At 62.9% G+C, this 17,525-nt stretch carries 24 protein-coding genes; 23 read left to right on the top strand and 1 reads right to left on the bottom strand.

Features of this window, described 5'->3' with window-relative positions; genetic code table 11:
- Nucleotides 1-32: 32 nt before the first annotated feature.
- The 5 genes from ACNQS7_RS11800 to ACNQS7_RS11780 are packed head-to-tail and all read left to right on the top strand — an operon-like array spanning nt 33 to nt 2,152.
- The gene (locus ACNQS7_RS11800) at nt 33-707 is read left to right on the top strand and encodes an HNH endonuclease (protein WP_418012673.1); all 675 of its coding nucleotides are present in this window, start codon (nt 33-35) and stop codon (nt 705-707) included.
- Complete coding sequence (locus ACNQS7_RS11795; protein WP_418012672.1) at nt 697-1,452, top strand: hypothetical protein; 756 nt, start codon at nt 697-699, stop codon at nt 1,450-1,452. The genes ACNQS7_RS11800 and ACNQS7_RS11795 overlap by 11 nt, the downstream gene beginning before the upstream one ends.
- Nucleotides 1,453-1,464: 12 nt before the next feature.
- Entirely contained in the window at nt 1,465-1,704 is a 240-nt protein-coding gene (locus ACNQS7_RS11790; RefSeq protein WP_418012671.1) for a hypothetical protein, read from the top strand.
- A complete protein-coding gene (locus tag ACNQS7_RS11785) occupies nt 1,704-1,859 on the top strand; it encodes a hypothetical protein (protein WP_418012670.1) in 156 nt (51 codons plus the stop codon). The genes ACNQS7_RS11790 and ACNQS7_RS11785 overlap by 1 nt, the downstream gene beginning before the upstream one ends.
- Nucleotides 1,860-1,864: 5 nt before the next feature.
- Entirely contained in the window at nt 1,865-2,152 is a 288-nt protein-coding gene (locus tag ACNQS7_RS11780; RefSeq protein ID WP_418012669.1) for an HNH endonuclease, read from the top strand.
- On the opposite strand, the gene ACNQS7_RS11775 is transcribed toward ACNQS7_RS11780, so the two are convergent.
- Nucleotides 2,149-2,319 carry a hypothetical protein gene (locus ACNQS7_RS11775; protein WP_418012668.1) on the bottom strand — a complete coding sequence of 57 codons (171 nt, stop codon included), beginning with the start codon at nt 2,317-2,319 and terminating at the stop codon, nt 2,149-2,151. The genes ACNQS7_RS11780 and ACNQS7_RS11775 overlap by 4 nt on opposite strands.
- A gap of 139 nt (nt 2,320-2,458) precedes the next feature.
- Between ACNQS7_RS11775 and ACNQS7_RS11770 the strand changes: the two genes are divergently transcribed.
- The 18 genes from ACNQS7_RS11770 to ACNQS7_RS11685 all read left to right on the top strand — a co-directional run bounded on the left by ACNQS7_RS11770 (nt 2,459) and on the right by ACNQS7_RS11685 (nt 17,524).
- The gene (locus tag ACNQS7_RS11770; RefSeq protein ID WP_418012667.1) at nt 2,459-2,581 is read left to right on the top strand and encodes a hypothetical protein; all 123 of its coding nucleotides are present in this window, start codon (nt 2,459-2,461) and stop codon (nt 2,579-2,581) included.
- 416 nt (nt 2,582-2,997) lie between these two features.
- Nucleotides 2,998-3,348: a hypothetical protein gene (locus ACNQS7_RS11765; RefSeq protein ID WP_418012666.1), complete on the top strand. Its 351-nt coding sequence runs from the start codon at nt 2,998-3,000 to the stop codon at nt 3,346-3,348.
- 331 nt (nt 3,349-3,679) lie between these two features.
- Nucleotides 3,680-5,020 (top strand): terminase, encoded by a 1,341-nt coding sequence (locus tag ACNQS7_RS11760; protein ID WP_418015962.1) that lies wholly within the window; start codon nt 3,680-3,682, stop codon nt 5,018-5,020.
- A gap of 3 nt (nt 5,021-5,023) precedes the next feature.
- On the top strand, nt 5,024-6,457 hold the full coding sequence (locus ACNQS7_RS11755) for a phage portal protein (RefSeq protein WP_418012665.1): 1,434 nt from the start codon (nt 5,024-5,026) through the stop codon (nt 6,455-6,457).
- 153 nt (nt 6,458-6,610) lie between these two features.
- Nucleotides 6,611-7,387, top strand: a complete 777-nt coding sequence (locus ACNQS7_RS11750; protein ID WP_418012664.1) for a hypothetical protein — start codon at nt 6,611-6,613, stop codon at nt 7,385-7,387.
- A 16-nt stretch (nt 7,388-7,403) separates the two neighbouring features.
- Nucleotides 7,404-7,973 carry a hypothetical protein gene (locus ACNQS7_RS11745; RefSeq protein ID WP_418012663.1) on the top strand — a complete coding sequence of 190 codons (570 nt, stop codon included), beginning with the start codon at nt 7,404-7,406 and terminating at the stop codon, nt 7,971-7,973.
- The gene (locus tag ACNQS7_RS11740; RefSeq protein ID WP_418012662.1) at nt 7,963-8,337 is read left to right on the top strand and encodes a hypothetical protein; all 375 of its coding nucleotides are present in this window, start codon (nt 7,963-7,965) and stop codon (nt 8,335-8,337) included. Before ACNQS7_RS11745 ends, ACNQS7_RS11740 begins: the two co-directional genes overlap by 11 nt.
- A 13-nt stretch (nt 8,338-8,350) precedes the next feature.
- Nucleotides 8,351-9,250 (top strand): major capsid protein, encoded by a 900-nt coding sequence (locus ACNQS7_RS11735; RefSeq protein WP_418012661.1) that lies wholly within the window; start codon nt 8,351-8,353, stop codon nt 9,248-9,250.
- Nucleotides 9,250-9,561, top strand: a complete 312-nt coding sequence (locus ACNQS7_RS11730) for a hypothetical protein (protein ID WP_418012660.1) — start codon at nt 9,250-9,252, stop codon at nt 9,559-9,561. The genes ACNQS7_RS11735 and ACNQS7_RS11730 overlap by 1 nt, the downstream gene beginning before the upstream one ends.
- A 2-nt stretch (nt 9,562-9,563) precedes the next feature.
- Nucleotides 9,564-9,953 (top strand): Gp19/Gp15/Gp42 family protein, encoded by a 390-nt coding sequence (locus ACNQS7_RS11725; protein ID WP_418012659.1) that lies wholly within the window; start codon nt 9,564-9,566, stop codon nt 9,951-9,953.
- 2 nt (nt 9,954-9,955) lie between these two features.
- On the top strand, nt 9,956-10,342 hold the full coding sequence (locus tag ACNQS7_RS11720; protein WP_418012658.1) for a hypothetical protein: 387 nt from the start codon (nt 9,956-9,958) through the stop codon (nt 10,340-10,342).
- Nucleotides 10,339-10,767, top strand: a complete 429-nt coding sequence (locus tag ACNQS7_RS11715) for a hypothetical protein (RefSeq protein WP_418012657.1) — start codon at nt 10,339-10,341, stop codon at nt 10,765-10,767. Before ACNQS7_RS11720 ends, ACNQS7_RS11715 begins: the two co-directional genes overlap by 4 nt.
- A complete protein-coding gene (locus tag ACNQS7_RS11710) occupies nt 10,764-11,174 on the top strand; it encodes a hypothetical protein (RefSeq protein ID WP_418012656.1) in 411 nt (136 codons plus the stop codon). Before ACNQS7_RS11715 ends, ACNQS7_RS11710 begins: the two co-directional genes overlap by 4 nt.
- Before the next feature lie 440 nt (nt 11,175-11,614).
- Entirely contained in the window at nt 11,615-12,217 is a 603-nt protein-coding gene (locus ACNQS7_RS11705) for a hypothetical protein (protein WP_418012655.1), read from the top strand.
- Nucleotides 12,214-12,594, top strand: a complete 381-nt coding sequence (locus ACNQS7_RS11700; protein ID WP_418012654.1) for a hypothetical protein — start codon at nt 12,214-12,216, stop codon at nt 12,592-12,594. The genes ACNQS7_RS11705 and ACNQS7_RS11700 overlap by 4 nt, the downstream gene beginning before the upstream one ends.
- Before the next feature lie 116 nt (nt 12,595-12,710).
- Complete coding sequence (locus ACNQS7_RS11695; RefSeq protein ID WP_418012653.1) at nt 12,711-12,968, top strand: DUF5361 domain-containing protein; 258 nt, start codon at nt 12,711-12,713, stop codon at nt 12,966-12,968.
- Between the two features lie 18 nt (nt 12,969-12,986).
- Nucleotides 12,987-16,508, top strand: a complete 3,522-nt coding sequence (locus ACNQS7_RS11690; RefSeq protein ID WP_418012652.1) for a transglycosylase family protein — start codon at nt 12,987-12,989, stop codon at nt 16,506-16,508.
- Complete coding sequence (locus tag ACNQS7_RS11685) at nt 16,508-17,524, top strand: hypothetical protein (protein WP_418012651.1); 1,017 nt, start codon at nt 16,508-16,510, stop codon at nt 17,522-17,524. Before ACNQS7_RS11690 ends, ACNQS7_RS11685 begins: the two co-directional genes overlap by 1 nt.
- Nucleotide 17,525 lies beyond the last annotated feature (1 nt).

Here is a 17,525-nt window from a genome sequence, read left to right as displayed (position 1 = left end):
GAGTGAGCCGAACTAGTTGAGGAGTTCGACTGATGGCCAAGCGTACCCCCACACGCCCATACCACGACCAGCTAGCCTTTGACCTGCGCGTCCAGACCTGTCTGGCGTGCCAGCGAGAGTTGGCAGGTTGGGACTTCCCCCAAAACAAAAAGCGAAAGCAAGGCCTAGCCGGATACTGCTATGCGTGCTGGCGGGAGAAGCAACGGGCCTACTACGCCAAATGGATACAGGACGCCGACTACCGAGAAAGCCGTAGAAACAAGTGGCGTAGGTGGCGGCAAAGCAACCCTGAAGCCGCCCGGGAAAACGGGCGGAAGTACAGATTAGCCAACCGCGATAAGTTGCGGGAGAGCTGCCGCGCATGGCGAAGGGAAAACCCCGAAGCTAATCGCGCATCGGTCAGGTTATGGAATCAGCGACACCCAGAGGCGGCAAGGTCCTACGAGGCACTTCGCAGGGCACGCCAAAGATCAAGCACAGTGGTCCCATTCTCTAGGGATGAACTAGCCCAACGTTGGGCTTACTACGGCAACAGGTGCTGGATATGCCGTGAAGCGGCGAGCGCTACCGATCACGTGAAGCCACTATCGAAAGGGGGCGCCCACATGCTTTGCAACCTGCGCCCCATCTGCAAACCGTGTAACTCCGCTAAGCACAACAAATGGCCATTTACACCGGAAATGATCGCCGGTCGTCGTGGCGCTTAGCTTCTTCACCCTCACCGCCAGATTGACCGCCGTGGTCGTTGACTACGTCGACATAGGGACACAGCCGGACCTCCAAGGCATCAGCGCGACAGTCGAATTTAGGCCACGGATAGGCACTGGAAAAATCGTGTGGGCATCCGGAGCAACGCCGCCGCAGGGCTTTGCGTTCGCACCGTTTAAGGCCCGATTCGACACAGACGGCGTCCTGCGCACAATCCAGAACACGCCCGTGAACGAAATCCAGACCGTGACCGTCACCGGCAACCCATTCACCCTCAGCTTCAACGGCAGCCCCTCAACCGCGAACCTGCCCGACACCGCAACCCCTGCGGCAGTCGAAACCGCCCTCGAAGGACTCTCCACCGTTGGCGCGTCAAACGTGAACGTCACCGGTCCCAATGGTGGACCTTATGACGTGACTTTCAATGATGCACTGGGTAACCAGGATGTCCCACTGATGAGTGCGACCAACGCAACGGTGACAGTGAAGCGCGCCGGCACCCTAGCGGCGGGTGTCGAACTCGTCGCCAATACATCGGACCTCGGACTAGGAACGTATGACCCTGCTACCGAAACCGGCGGGTTGGTGTACGACGTGATCCTGACGAACGTCCGCTTCAATAAGTCCGCCCAGGAGATACACCCCTTCGCGTTTGCCGCCCCCACTACAGGCGGTGGAACTGTCGACCTCGCCACCGTCGCGAAGCTGCCACCCAAACCACCCAACTGGTACCCCAACAACTAAGAAGGGGTCGCGATGCCAGCAAAGAACGAGCAGCAAGCTGAAATCGAACAACGCGGCAAGTTCTACTGGTCACATGGCCGCGGCGGGAAACTCATCGGCTGGGGAACCCCGGGGGATTTTGAAAGGTGCGTCAAACTCGTAGGCAAGCACCTACCCGAACGAATGGTCAAAGGCTACTGCGCGGAACGCCACAAAGAAGCCACCGGCTACTGGCCGGGCCACGCACCATCCGAACAAGGGGGAAAACACTAATGCTCATCCTCGGAATCATCCTGCTCATCATCGGCTACGTCCTACCCATCCCGGCGCTGGTCACCATCGGATGGATACTGCTCCTCGTCGGCGCCATCCTCTGGGCCATCGGCGCAGCAGGCCACCCCATCGCCGGCCGCCGCTACTGGTACTAACCCACATGGGTTGGGGCCACAGCCGCCGCTCCACCACAGTAAGAGACCAGCACCGCAGACAGCACCCACCCGAACGGTGCGCTGGCTGCGGTGCCACCAACGTGCCACTCATCCAGGACCACATCACCAACCTCGCAGCAGGCGGCATCGACTGCGTCCCCAATCTGCAATGGCTTTGTCACCCATGCCATGACGTGAAATCCGCCAAGGAACGCAGGACCGGGTACGAAGCCAAACAGCGCTACCGCAACCAACGCCGCCACCTACCCCAACGCCCACACCCAGGCGACTAGAACCGGTACCGGTCCCCAGTCACCGCAATGAACCTGCCGCGGCTGTAGAACGACACATGCTCCGCCACCGTGCCCTTCTCCTCCGGGGCGTGGACGAACACATGCAAACCCCGGCCCGACATCGACCGCTCCACCCACAACGCCGAACCACCAACCTCCTCCAGCACTGCGACAGCATCAGGATGCAGCGACCCATCAGGGCGAATCACATCATCCAGGTCATAGCAGCCCAGGCCCCCGCCGAGCATCACACCATGCGGCCCATGACACACAGTCCTGTACGCCGCCCACGTACGGGGATTGGTGGTGGATGCGTTGCGGCCGTTCAACTGGACCGGCTTCTTCCCGTCCCGTGCTGACCACCGCGCCAGCCTCGTCATCGCCTCAGGCAACGGTGGGCGCCGCGACAACCTCTTCCTGCATCGTTGACCACAACAAGCAGGACGACGACCACGCCCAGACCATGTGAACCCCCGCCCACACACCACACACTCCACCCCTACAGAATACCCCTCTGACCAGCACATTGTCACGATAACCACTGGTCAGACAGGGTTACAGGGTGCATAACCGCAGGTCAGGGGTGGGGGAGGACTCCCAACCGGCCCACTCCCGCGCCCTAGCGTCATAGCGCCTCGGGGTGGCTACGGGTTTGGAAGCCGCGGGGGTGCCAGAAAACCGCTGGTCGCACCTGCGTTTGTGCAGGTCACGTGAAATCGGCTGCCCTGGCGGCAGTTACGGCCCAGGAGGTCATCGATATGGCAGTGAGTAAGCCGCGCGGCCCGGTGCCGAAGCGTTCGGAGGACCGTCGTCGGGCGAATAAGCCTGAGTCACAGGGTGATGCGGTGACGGTGTCTGGTGCGGCGGGTGACCGGCCGGATGGGTTGGGGTTTGAGGCTCATCCGATTGTGCAGAAGCTGTGGGATGTGCTCGGCGAGTCCGCGGAGGCGAAGTTCTATTCGGCGGCGGATTGGCAGCGGGTGCGGCTCGAGCTGTATTTCGCTAGTTACACACTGTCTTCGGAGAAGATCAGTTCGATGGCGTGGGCTGCGGTGCAGTCGGGGTTGTCGGAGTTGCTGATTTCGCCGGCGGATAAGCGGCGGGCGGGTATTGAGTTGAAGCCGAAGACCGCGGATCCGGATGAGGAAGCTGCGGTTGTCCAGCTCGCCCAGTACCAAGCCAGTCTCGGCGCTTAGCCGCCTCGACACTCTCCCGGCGGAGCTTCCTGAGCTCACGTTGGGGTGGGAGGCGGCGAAGTGGTCGGCGAAGTACCTGCGTCAGCCGAACGGGCCGCGGGCTGGGCAGCGGTTTGTGTTCACAACGCGGCAGTTGCGGTTCCTGCTGCACTGGTACGCCCTTCACCCTGACGGGAGTTGGGTTTATCACCACGGTGCCCGACGTTTAGCGAAGGGGTCGGGGAAGTCGCCATTTGCGGCTGCTTTGGCGTTGATTGAGTTTTTGGCGCCGGTGCGGTTGAAGGATTTCGACCCAACTAGTCCGGGTGGGTGTGTGGGGCGGCCGGTGGCAATGCCGCTGGTGCAGATAGCAGCAGTTTCCGAAGACCAAACCGAGCACACGATGCGCATGGTTAGGGCCTTTGCAAAGAAGGGCTCGCGGCTGGTCTCGGATTACAACCTTGACCCGGGGCTGACGCGGTACAACAGCACGGATGGGCGTCTGCATGTGATGACGTCTTCAGCGAAGACCGCTGAGGGCGGTGAGGCGACGTTCATCGTCGGGGATGAGACGGAGTGGTGGCTCGGCAAGGACGGCGCCGAGTTCATGAACACCCTGGCGGACAACCTGGCGAAGTCGGGTTCGCGGATGTGCGAGACGAACAACGCGTGGAAGCCTGGGGCCGGTGGGGCGTGGAAGCCTGACGGTTCGGGTGGCAGTCAGGCCGAGGCGACGTGGGACACGTTCGTTAAGCAGGAGGAAGACCTGCTGGAGTTCGGGTCCACGAAGTCGGGGTCGTTGATGCTCTATGACGCGGTGATTGCGCCCCCGGACACGGATATGTCGGACCCGGCCTCTCTGGAGAAGGCGCTGCGGTTCGTTTACGCGGATTGTGAGTGGAAGACCGACCAGGAAATTCGGGCGATTATGACCCGCATCTGGCACCGGTCGTCTCGGGCTGATGATTCGAAGCGGAAGTATCTGAATTGGCCTACCGCATCGGAGGATGCGTGGTGTGACCCGCAGGCGTGGGCGAATCTCGCCGCCGATGGGGTTGATGGGCGGGAGTTACGCGAGCTCGTTGATGGTGAGCGGGTGGTGTTGTTCTTCGACGGCTCCAAAACCCGGGATGCGACAGCGTGTGTGGGGTGCTGCCTGTCGGATGGGCACATCTTCACGGTCGGGGTGTGGGAGCCGAAAGATGATGTGCCGGTGGACGCCCAACAGATCGACAACCGCCTGATTTCCTACTTCGAGCGGTTTGAGGTGGTCGGCTTCTTCTCCGATGTGCGGGAGTGGGAAGGGTTCGCGAAGGTCACCTGGCCGGAGCGGTGGAAAGACCAACTCGATGTGTGGGCGGTTCCGGGGGGGAAGATGCCGGAGCCGATTGCGTGGGATATGCGTTCGCATAGTAAGGATTTCGCGCTGGCCGCCGAACTGGTGGAAGCCGAAATCCTGGAGGGGGCTTTCGCCCACGACGGCAACCCCATCGTTGCGAGGCATGTGGGGAACGCCCGCCGGTATGAAACCCGCTGGAATGGGGCGATTTCGGTGAAGAAAGAGACACCGAACTCCCCGGACAAGATTGACGCCTGCGTGTGCGTGATTGGTGCCCGCATGGTGTATCGGCTGGCGTTGGCCGGCTCTGAACCTGATGAACCCAGTGAAGTTTACGTAGCCAAAAGGTGGTGATGAGTGGACCGTAGGAAGGTTATCGACGCGGTCCGCGAAATCCTGGCCGGTCCACGGTGCTTTGAACTGGAACGCTTGGAGCGTATCCATGACGCGTTGAAGCCGTGGACGCCTGATTCTGCGGCTAGGTATTTGGAGCGTGCCGGGGCCACGAAAGAGCCTGCGGTGGGCATGAAGTGGCGGTCGCAGACGAATTTCCTGCCTCTGGTGTTGGATGTGTTCTCCCAGTCGATGAAGGTCGACAACTATCTGGCGTCGGACACCAAGGAGACGGCGTCTCCGTGGAAGTGGTGGCAGCGGAACAAGTTCGATGCACGCCAGACGGGGGTTATCCGCTCGGTCCTGGAGTATGGGGTTGCGTATACGACGGTGTTGCCGTCGCTGAACCCTCAGGGCGGGCAGTCGGGGGCGTTTATTCGGGGGTTGTCGCCGCGGCAGATGACGTGCCTGTACGGGGAGCCGGTCGCGTGGACGCCCGGGGAGACGCCGGTCGATGATGACTGGCCGATTTTGGCTTTAGAGATTAAAGACACCGCGATTCGGTTGTATGACGAAGAGAACGTGTATTTCGTTGGGGCGAAGGTGGTGCCGCAGTCCGCTATGGGCTGGAAAGACCCGAACTATCTGGCGGTAAACAACTTCGAGTTCATCGAGGCCCGCCCGCACGGGGTGGGGGTGTGCCCGGTGGTGCGGTTCCGTGACCGGTGGTTGTTGGATGGTGAGGAGCAGTACGGCATCATCGAGCCGCTCATCAACATTCAGGCCCGCATCGATGACACGACCTACCAAATGTCGGTGGCGCAGTACTTTACGGCGTTCACCGAGCGGTGGGTGGCTGGGTGGAGACCGCAGAACGACGCTGAAGCGTTGGCGATGTCGGCCGGCGACGTCTGGTACTTCTCCAAAGCTGATGTGAAGGTCGGGCAGTTCCAGGCGGGTGACCCCAAGTCGTATCTAGACCCGCGGCAGTCCGCGATTCGGGACTTGGCGGCTATCGGCCAGGTGCCCGCGCAGAACCTGGGTCTCGATGCTTTGGTGAACATTTCCGAGGCGACCCTGGCGGGGCTGGAGACCGGCAAGGAACGCAAGTCGGCGGAGATTCAAACCTGTATGGGTGAGTCGTTTGAGCAGACGTTGCGGACGTGCGCCCACATCACCGGTGATGAGAAAGCCGCTCAGGACTTCCAGTCTGAGGTGAAGTGGCAGGACACCACTGCCCGGTCGATGGGCGAGCAGATGGACGCGTTGGTGAAGATGCGTCAGGGCCTGGATGTGCCTGAAGAGATGGCGTGGGAAGAGATTCCGGGCTGGACGAAGCAGAAGGTCGACCGGGCTAGGCAGCTTCGGAAGCATGAGGTTGCCCAAATGGATGTCACGGTGCCGCAAACCGGCCAGCCTGTCCCGGTTGGCCCGCCGGTGCCCCGGCCCGCGAACTAGCCGTTGACTCAGCCGGATTCGCAGCAACAGCGAACCCCGGCCGCTGTTGGGCCGGTCATTTACGGCGCGTACGGGCTACGGCAAGCCCAAGATGCGGCGCTGAGACCACTTTTGACGCGTATCCGGCAGCAGTTCCACCTGCGGGGTGTTCCGGTGACCGCGGAGCAGCGGGCGGCGATGGTGCCCTATCTGTGGCGGCCCATGACGAATGCCCGGATACGGACTTACACAGCCTCAGTGCAGTATCTACGCGGCCAGGGTGTGACTCAGGTTCCGGTGTTGCGGCCGTATGAGCAGCAGGCGGTGGAGAAGCTGCTTGCGGACACGGTGGAACGCGTCACGGTGGCGGGTGAGCCCATCACTGAGGACAACCGCACCGACGGTGTGGCGATTGAGCAGGCCCGGAAAGCGGTGTCTAGGGCGGCTTCCCGGCACGCGCAGCAACCCGCTAGGGAGACGGTGATAGCGGTCGCCGAACCGCCCCCGGAGGGTGTCGAGCAGGACAACGACCCGGTCGGGCCGATGGAAGGCCCGCAGAAGTTCCGGGACATGCTGGAGGAGAACCGGGGGTCTCGGTGGGCGCGGATGCTGACCGGGCCGACGTCATGCGCGTTCTGCGCCATGCTCGCCTCCCGCGGCCCCGTATACCGCACCTACCGCGGTGCCCGCGGCGAGAGAACCAAGGGCGGGACGACGGTCGCCGACACCCACGACGGGTGTGACTGTGTGTTCGTCCTCGTCACCGACTACACGACGTGGGAAGGGCAGCAAGCCCACCTAGCTTTGTCGGACCTCTGGTATGAGGCGACACCCAGACACTCGAATCACGAGGCTGTGAAAGCTTTTCGCCGGACGTGGGACAAGAAGGTCCGCGACGGCGAATCCGGCGACTACATCGCCGAAACAATGAAGCCCCCAGGCGGGGCCTAAAACCCCAGGAGGGTACGTGACACAACCCATCGAAGCTGCGGAGCAGCCGACAGCAGCTGCGCCTGCTGAACCGCAGACCCCCACCGAGCCCGCAGAGGATCAGAAAGGCCCGCGGTCCCCGGAGGACTACGAAGCCGAAATCCAGAAGCTGCGGCGCGAATCGGCGGGATACCGCACGAAACTTCGTGAGGCCGAACCCATCGTCAAGGCCCACCAGGAACGCGAAGAAGCCAACAAAACCGAACTGCAAAAGGCCCAGGAGGCTCTTGCGACCCGGGAGAGGGAGTTCGCGGACCTGCAAGTCGGGTACACCCGGCTGGAATTGGCGGCCATTCACAATGTGCCGCCGGATGATATCGACCTTATCGGCTCAGGTAGCCGCGAGGACATGGAAGCCAGAGCCGCCCGCATCGGCGCGCTCCACGCAGCCAACACGAAAACCCCTGCCCCGCCGTCTGACCGGCCCGTGGAGGGGTTACGGCCTGGTGCCTCCCCAGAGCCTCCGAAGCCGGAGGACGACAGCTATCCCACAGCGTGGGCGCCCGCCCACGTGAAGAACAACGTAAGGAGCCATTATGGCCAATGAGTGCATTCCGCTCTATCGGCCGGGTCTCGACATCACGGCCGTCACCACAGGAGCGGTGACCGGCAAGACGTTCGTCGACTACTCGGCTGCTCTGACTACCGGGCTGGTCTCGGTGAACACCGCTACCGCGGCGGGGAAGGTCGCAGGTGTCGCAGCCTACGACGCTGCTTCCGGCGCCCGCGTGGCCGTCATCCGCGGTAAGGGCCAGATTGTGCCCGTCACCGCCGGCGGCACCATCTCCGCCTTGGCTGAAGTTGAGGTCGGATCCGGCGGGAAGGCTGTCGCCTACTCCGCCGGCGTGAAGGTTGGCCGCGCCCTGTCCGCGGGCTCGAACAACAACGACGTCTTCATCGAGCTGTACTGAGAGGAGTTGACTGATGCCTACTTTCGAATACCCTCTCGGCAACCCGACAGTTTCGGGCACCACCATCAGCGTCGACACGATGCTGAACGAGCCGACCCGCATCACCCGCTACCTTTCGGACCTGACCCTGCGCGGGTACTGGGCCGACAAGGTGTTCACCCCCGGCGGGGGTGTCTCCGGCGGGGCGATTCTGTACACCCAGTTGACGCAAAACGAGTTGTTCGTGGCGTCCGGGCGGGATGTGCAGAACGTGGAGCCTGGCGCGGAGTTCCCGCTGGTGACGTTCGACCGTCCTACCCCGCTGGTGAAGCCGGTGGAGAAGTTCGGTGGGAAGTTCTTCGTCACCGACGAGGCTCGGGACCGCAACGACCCGTTGATGCTGCAGCAGGGTGCGCAGCGGTTGGCGAACACCATCAACCGGCGCATCCACACCAACGCTGTCGCTGAAATCGACGCCCAAATCACCGCTTTGGGTGGTTCGGCTCAGACCGCTACCGGTAACGACTGGTCGGCGGTGGTGACGGGTGGTTCGTCGCAAACCAACGCGACGGGCTGGCCGGCTGCCGACTTCGCGAAGGTGCAGCTGCTCGCCGACCAGAAGGAGCTGGGTGTCCAGTTCGACACCTGGATCCTGAACCCGGTGAACGCCAACGAGTTCAAGATTGCCTACGGCAACGAGTGGCGGGCGGTGCTCGAGGACAACGGAATCATGTTCGTGGTGACCAACCGTGTCACCGCGGGCACCGCGTATGTCATCGAGTCCGGTCAGGTCGGCCAGATGCGTTTGGAGAAGCCGCTCGGCACGGAGACGTGGCGTGAGCAGGCCACCCAGCGCACCTGGGTGCAGTCCGACGTGCGCCCGGTGTTCGTCATCACCAACCCCTACGGAATCGCGAAGGTGACGGGACTCTGATGCCGAAGCGGACAATCAAGACAGCGTTGGCAACCTACCGCGACAAGGACGGCAACGCAGGCGCGTTCGGGTTCCGCGGCGACGAGGTCGAGGTGCACCCGGATGATGTTGAGCGGTTCGATTCGCTCAACTCCCAGCCGGGTGGCGACGACGAGCATGAGCCGACTCGGTCGCAGGTCAGTTTGGTGTCCCCGGCCGCCGGTCCCGCAACAAGCGGGACGGGCTCGGGGCTCAACACCACCGTGACCGACGAGGATGTCGCCGACTCGACGGCCGGCGACGACACCAAGTCGCGGCGCAGGGGCAAGTAGCGGTGGACCCGTACGCCGAGCTGGCCGACCTCACCGCAAGGTTTCCGCGCGACTTGACCTCAGCTGAGGCCGACCGCGCTCCGACCTTGTTGGGTGATGCGTCGTTCTGGCTCGGCGTATGGGTTCCCGGTTTAGCCGAGGCTGTGGCATCGGATGAGCAGGTCGCTGAGGCGGCGAAACTGCTTGTCGTGGCGATGGTCAAACGTGCCCTGCTGGCGCAGATTCCGGACAATCCCGGGGTTCAGTCGATAACGCAAGGGGCGGGGCCGTACAACCAGTCGGTCACCTACCGCAACCCGGAGGGGAACCTGTACCTGTACGCCGGGGAGTTGGACAGCATCACAAGGTTGTTGCGGCCGTCGGCGGTCTCGTTGAGGTCCCCGGGACTATAGAGATGGGTTTCCTGCCCACCCCGTTCACCATTCAGCACGCCCCCTTCATCGGTGGGACCGGCGGGGGGGTGGATGACACGTCGGAGGGCTACCCGGATGCGGATGATTTCGGGGACCCGGTGGACCGGCCCGCCTACGGTTGGTACCCGGGTCAGGGGTCGGGTACCTCAGCGTCGTCCGCTTCGGATACGGGTGGCTCTGATTATGAGCGGCGGCTGATTTCGTACCGCATCGTGCAAGTTCCGGACGCATCGGTGTATGCGGTGCGGGACAAAGTCATCATGGACGGTGAGGAGTTCTTCGTCGCCGGTGATGTCATGAACTACAACACGGGTCCTTTCGGCTTCCAGCCGGGTGGGGAAGTGTTCGTGGAGCGGGTGATTGGGTGAAGCGTCACATCAGCGCCCATTTCGCGATTGACTTCCCGTCGAACAGTCCGGTGTGGCGGGAGATGCGTAACTCCGCGGGTATGGATGAGCATTGGGAGAAAGTCGGGCAGGAGACAGTGGCCCGGTGTAACGCGGATTTACATGCGGCGCAGGCGAAAAGGAACCAGCCTGCGGAGGATGGCTACGACTTCTCCATCAGTCACGGCACCCGCGCCCGCCTGCATGTGTTCCCGACGACCGCGCGTGCGATGGCGCACGAAGCTGTGAACCAAACGATTTTGAAGAACCTGCCCGTGGGTGCTGCCGCCGCGAAGGCCGGCGCCCCGAATCATGATGTGCCGCGGGAACTACAGCAACGCCGAAACAAGACAGTGCAGGCGCGGGACGCGGTCACGGGCCGGTTCACCCGAAACGACACCAAATGAGCACCATCCCAATCCTGGGGACGCCGTCGGCGTACCGGTTGACCCGCAACTACTTCCTCGCTGAATGCCCCCAACGGGGTTGGCCGACGAACATGTCCCAAAAGGTGCCGTCGCCGCTGCCCACAGGCCGACGCTTCTGGACCCTCGCCCGCATCAACACCATCAAGCCGAACCGGTTCACCAGCTCTCAACTTTTGCAGTTGCGGTATTACGACCCGAACGGGATGCGGGCGGAGCAGGTTGCGGATGAGGCGTTGGAGTTGTGGCTGGTGATGCCGTCGTTCGGGCTTGTGCAGGATGTGGAGCACGCCGGCGGCCCGGTGGAGCAGTCCGACCCCGATTACCCGGACTTGGAGCGGTATCTCATCACCGCCTGGGTCACGGTCATGAACAGTCAATTCGCATGAACCCGGACAACGTCCACGTGCTGCCTGTGAGCGACTTAATCGAGCACGATGAGGTCGGCGATGATTGCCCGTGCGGGCCGACTGTCGAACCCGTTGAACGGCAGGACGGCTCGTTCGGATGGTTGATCATTCACCACAGCCTGGACGGGCGAGAGCGTGGGTGATGTCGTCGAGTTCCGGCCTCAGCGGTATGAGCCGGAAACGACCAACCTGCTCTGCAAATGCGGCAGCGAGTGGTGGACAACGCACGTCGTCTTCAGTAACGACATGACCCGAGTTACAGGCTGGGCCGTTGGCGGAAACGGCACGGAACCGCGTTGCACTTCCTGCAACGAGCCAATCTATCGCTAAACCCAAGAACCCTCGGCAGCCTTCGCCCGACGGCTGCGTCAGGAAACGAACCCCGCTGAGGCGGGGTTTTTTTATGGAAGGAAATGCCCGTGGCTGCACCAACATTCACCGGGAACGTCAGCAACATCGTTCTGCCCTCGCCGAAGGATTTGCCGTCGGTGGGAGGCATCTACTGGGGGCCGCTGACCGCGGCTGTCCCGGACGCTGATTTCACCATCGCCAACACCATGAAGCACCTCGGTTTCGTCGGCGCCGACGGGTTCGACGACAAGGAAGACCGGTCGGTGAAGCCGATTTACGACTGGGGCGGTGACACCATCGCGAACCCGCAGGAGAACTTCGGGAAGACCGCGACGTTCACCCTCATGGAGTTCCTGAACGAGGATGTCGCGAAGTTCGTGTACCGGGCGGCGAATGTGACGGCGACGGCGGCGACCTCGACTCACGGCGACCAGCTGGCCATCAAGGTCACTTCTGACCGGTTGGACAACGGCACTCTGTTGGTGGACACGTTCGCCCCGGGTGGTAAGCGGGTGATGCAGTTCTTCCCGCTGGCCAACATCGAGTCGAAGGACACGATGAAGTGGGCGCGGACGGATGTGCTGGCTTCTCGGGTGACGGTGCGGTTCCTGCCGGACTCGACGGGCGCGTACTGCTACATCCGCACCGATAACGGGCTGCTGTCGGCGTGACCGCGGTAAAGAAGCGGGCGCCGGCCAAAGCGGCGGCGCCCGGTGATGCACCGAAGCGAACCCCGAAGCCTGGGGACAAGGACTACGACTGGTCCCAGGATTACCCGGGTGAAGAGGTGTTTGTGTTCACCGCCTCCGACGGCACCACCATCGGTTTGACCGTGCTTGGGCCGACGCGGAAACCGAAGCCCGGCAAGCTCGCCCGATTTGAGCGTGAAAACGTCAACGGCTCCGGCGGCATCAAAGTGCTGTGGTACTTCATCGAGCTCGTCTCCACGCCCGCATCGTTGCGGCTGCAGGAAGAGTTGGAGGAAGAGGACTACTCCGCTATGTGCCGTCAGTGGGCCGAGTTCGCGGGTATCGAGCTGGGGGAATAGTCGCCCTCATCGGGGTCCTTGCTGAGCATTGGGGTCCCGTTGGGGGCGATTTAGCCCGCGCCGGGTACGCGTGGGACGACGTCGGCGACCGGCTGCCGTTCACGCAGTTCGTTCAGATGATGGTGTACGCCCCACCCACCTCGGCGGTGTATTACGCCACGCACAAAGGGTGGGACCGGCTCACCTACAAGATGACCGACCTGATTGATGTCGTGAAGTGGATTGCGTGGACGAAAACTGAGGACGCGCAACACAACCGAAACCAACCCCCGCCTGAGTGGCGGCCGGGGGACCCGGTGCCGAATCAACAACCTGTCACAACGATCCGCGACTACATGCGGCTCGTCGGAATGGAGGGAGCAGACGATGACTAACACCCTCCAGAGGACTCCATGCCGGCGATAGCGGAGCTGTACGCCACGGTTCTCCCTGAAACGTCGAAGATTGCTGACGGCATCACGCGGGCGTTCCGTGAGGTGGACCCGAAAGCCGCTGAAGCTGGACGTCGTTGGGGGCGTGAGATTGAGCGCAACCTCGACAGCGTCAAGGTGGAGCTGAAAGCGGACACCGCGAAGGCGAAGGCTGAGATTGACGAGGCCGCGAAGGACCGCAAAGCCTCTGTGGAGGTGGATGCGGATACCGCGAAGGCTGAGGCGCAGATTGATGCTGTCGCGCGGGACCGTAAAGCGACGATTGAGGTTAACGCTGACACGTTGATGTCGTCGGTGCAGCGGGTGGGGTCGCAGTTCGGGCAGTCCCTGGTGAGTGCCGGGACGAGTGCGGCGCCGCGGGTGGGTAGTTCGCTGTCTGGGGCGATGGGCACCGTGGGTACGGCGTTGACTGCGGAGTTGGTGGCGGGTGCGGTGGCGGCTGCTGCGGGTGTGGCGGCGGCGTTGTCCGGTGTCGTCGGGTTGATACCGGCCGGTATTGCGGGCGCTGGCGGTGTGATTGGCACGTTGGTGACGAGCCTGGATGGGGTGAAAGACGCCTGGGATGCGGCGGGGAAGGCCGCGGATTCGGCGAACAAGGACCAGGAGGAGAAGGCGAAATCTGTTGCTTCGGCGCAGAAGTCGCTGAAGGATGCGGTGCGGGATGAGGCGAACGCGCAGAAGGATGTGGCGAACGCCCGCCGTGACGCCCGCCAGCAGCTGGAGGATTTGAATATTCAGTTGCGGGGCGGGGTCATTGATGAGCGCCAAGCCATCCTCGACGCCCAAGCCGCTCGGAGGGATTTGGCGACGGGCCGGTTCAGGGACTCCATCGAGTATGAGCAGGCCCGCCTTCGGGTGGAGCAGGCCGACCAGAGGTTGTTGGAGTCCCACGAACGTAACGTGCAGTTGCAGGACAAGGCGACGGAAGCCAACGCTAAGGGTGTTGAGCAGTCCGACCTTGTTGTGTCGGCGAATGAGCGGCTTATCAGGGCTCAGGAGCAGGTGGCTGCGGCGCAGTTGGCGGTGGCTGAGGCGCAGTCGAAGTCGTCGTCTAATGCTGACGCTTTCGCGCAGGCGATGGGGAAGATTTCCCCGCAGGCGCAGCAGTTCATCACCACCCTGCAAGGGTTGAAACCTGCGTGGGATGCGCTCAAGTTCAGTGTGCAGGACGCGTTCTTCGCCGGCTTGGGGCCTGAATTGCAGAGGCTGGCAACGCAATACATGCCGGTTTTGCAGGGGGCGATGACGAACCTTGCGGGGACGATGAACACCGCGTTCAAGGATGTTGGGGCGTGGCTGTCGAAGCCGGAGACGATGGCGTCGATTCAGCAGATTATCGCCAATATCGGTTCGTCATTTCAGATTTGGTCCCAATCGTTGGTTCCGTTCTCCCAAGCGTTCCTGACCATCACGCAGGTCGGTTCCGGGTTCCTGCCGCAGTTGGCGCAGATGATTACCGACGGGGCGAACGCGTTCAACAACTTCATCCAAGAGGCAGCGAAGTCGGGGGAGTTGCAGCAGTGGATGCAGACCGGCATCACCGCGCTGCGGGAAATGGTGAAGCTGGTACCGATTTTGGGCAAGATTTTCCTGGACTTCGCGCCTATCGGTATCCCGGTGTTGCAGACCATCGGGACGGTGTTGACGACGTTGGAGCCGCTGTTTCGTTGGCTGGGTCAGGCGGCCGGTGAGGGCCAGACGCAGATCAACAACTTCTGGAAGACGCTGGGCAATCTCGGGACGAAGGTCAGTGAACTTGTTCATGTGGTGTGGCCGCCTCTGAAGGCGATGCTCGACACCCTTGAGCAGACGTTTCACCGGGTGTTCGACAACGTCACGAAAGTCATTGAGACGGCGTGGAAAATCATAAAACCAATCTTCGACACGTTCGGCTCCGCGATTAAAGGCTTGGGCCTGGACACATTGGTGAAGACGCTGGGCGGGTTGCTGCCCGGCGGGTTCCCGAACGCCCCCACCACCCCGCCGGGTTCGGGCGGGTCGGGCGGATTGCCGTCTCTGCCAGCCATCGGCGGCAGCGTCGGGTCCACAGGTTTGGGTGGGTTGAACTGGGACGAGCTGGCGAAAGCCGAATCGGGTGGGAACTGGGGCAACCGGTCGAACCCGAAGTACATGGGCGGGTTGCAGTTCGACGAGCCGACGTGGAAGGCGTACCGGCCTGCTGGGGCGCCGGATAACCCGGCTGATGCCACGCGGGAGCAGCAGATTCAGGCCGGCATCAACGCCATTCAGGCCCGTGGTGGGCCGCAGGGGTTGTGGCCGCAGAACTGGGGCAAGCTCGGCTGGTCCCCGGGGATGATGGGGACCCCTTCCACGGTGCCGTCCGGGCAGGGCGTGGGAACGTTCTGGGCGCGGAACCCCGGGGCGCCGACGCAGGCGGGAACGTGGGGCGCGCTACCTGCCGCCCCGACCACTGCACTCCCCGGGGCGATGCCTTACGGGCTGCCGACGGGTGCGAACAGCGGCGGATACGGTGGTGGTGGGGCGCAGTTCCCCGACTGGGTGAACCAGATAGCTGCCGCGTTTGGAATCAAACCCTCCACCTACCCGGGGCATCAGGAAAGCGACCGCCACGAACCTGGCTACGCCCCCAATCCAGGGCACCAGAACCGGGCTATCGACTGGTCAGGTCCGACGGAGAACCTGCAGCGGTTCGCCGAATACCTTCTCTCTGTCCAGCAGGGCATGGAGCAGGTTATCTGGCAGAACCCTCAGACGGGGCAGCAGATCGGCATCGCCGGCGGGAAGGTCGCCCCCGCAGGGTATTACGCGGGCGACTTCGGCGGGCACACGACTCACGTCCACTCCCGCCAGTCCATGCCCATACCCCTTCCCGGCTCGGGAAACCTTTCGGCGCCGGGGTATTACCCGTCGGCGATGATGCCGACAATGGCGTCCCCGTACGGCATTTCAGCGGACGGCAGGATGCCGTTGGGCACCCAGAACTCCCCGATGTATGTGCAGCCGGCGAGCAACGATGCGGCGAAACAGTTGGGGCAGGATTTGCTGGGTGGAATCCTGGAAATCTTCGGCCTCGACGGGTTGATTGCGAATCCGCTTGGTACGCCGGTGTTTCAGGGGTTCAAGGGCATCATGTCGATGCTCACCGGCGGAGGCAAAGGTGGGGGCTTGCCGGCGTCGGCGTTCCAGGCGATGGGCGGGGACGGGGCGGCGTTGCCGCAACTCGGCGCGGGTGGGGACATGCTGGGCGGGTTGGCGTCGGCGGTGCTGGGGAATGTTCCCCAACCGTACGGGCCGCTGGGAACGCAAACCCCCGACGAGTTCGCCCCCGTCGCGTCGGGTATCCCCGGGATGTCTGCCCCAGGCAAGACGGTGGGTCCCGCGTCGAACCAGGTTGACCAGAGCATCAACTTCTTCGGCCCCGTCGGTAACCCGCAAGCCGTCGGGCAGGTCGCGACGGATCTGAATGTGCCGCGGGCGCGGCAGGCTGTGAAGGGCTTCTGATGCCGTCGAAACTGATTAAGCCGCAGGAACAGCATCTCCTCACTGATTGGGATTCAGCCCGCCGGTATTTGAAGATGCCGACGGAGACGACCCGCAACGTGTACTTCGGCCCGAACGGGCGCCGCTGGGACTTGTCCGGACGTAACAAGGGCCGGCAAGGTGCCCGGTTGGCTACCCATTTGCAGGGGGACTACCACCTCCCGATAGACCAGTTGTTCACTGAGGGCGCGTATCAGGTGGGGGCGATTTATGAGCGCACCAATATCCTGAAAAGGATCATCAATGTTGGTGTGACGTTGGGTTTTAACTGCTCTGAGTTGCAGTACCGGGCGATTGAGTCGAACTGGTGGGACTCCTGGCCGAAAGACACCCCCGGGTGGTGGGCGCGGCACACCCCGTTCTCCGGGTGGCGGTGGGCGCAAGTCATGTTAGCGAAGCACCCCGACACGGCGATGCCGGTCGACCCGACCGCGTTCGGGAACAACGGCTTCACGTGGGACATGCAGATCGTGGCCGCGAAACCGTGGTGGGCGAAACGGATGCTGTTCGACCAGTGGACCGCGGCGGCGGACAGCATCGCGTTGAACGGCACGGATGAGCACACATTCTCCATCGCGAACCGGGGAACGATGGAGGCGTGGCCGAAGTTCATGTACACCGGGCCGGGGAAGTGCTGGGTGCAGGACGGCATGAGCGACACCATGATTCCCCTCCCCACGTTGGCGGCGGCGGACGGGTACGTCACGGTGGACACCGACCCGTCGGAGCGGACGTTTAAGGGCTCGAATGATCCGATAGATAACGACTTTTACCGGTTCATCCGACAAGCCGGGATTGCGAATTTCATTCTGCATGACCTTGCTGACTTGGGCTTGCCTGTGTGGCGTCGTGCCAGGGGGATCCGTTTCCAGTGGCCCATCCCCCCGAGGACTGTGGCTCATTTGAAGGTCCGGCACACCGAGCCGGGTGGGCAGGTGTTGGTGTTTATGCCGCAGAGGTATGCCCGCCCCTCATGAC

Source organism: Mycobacterium sp. 23, from assembly GCF_048287075.1.
Taxonomy (GTDB): domain Bacteria; phylum Actinomycetota; class Actinomycetes; order Mycobacteriales; family Mycobacteriaceae; genus Mycobacterium; species Mycobacterium gordonae_B.
This window is presented reverse-complemented; position numbering and strand designations above follow the sequence as displayed.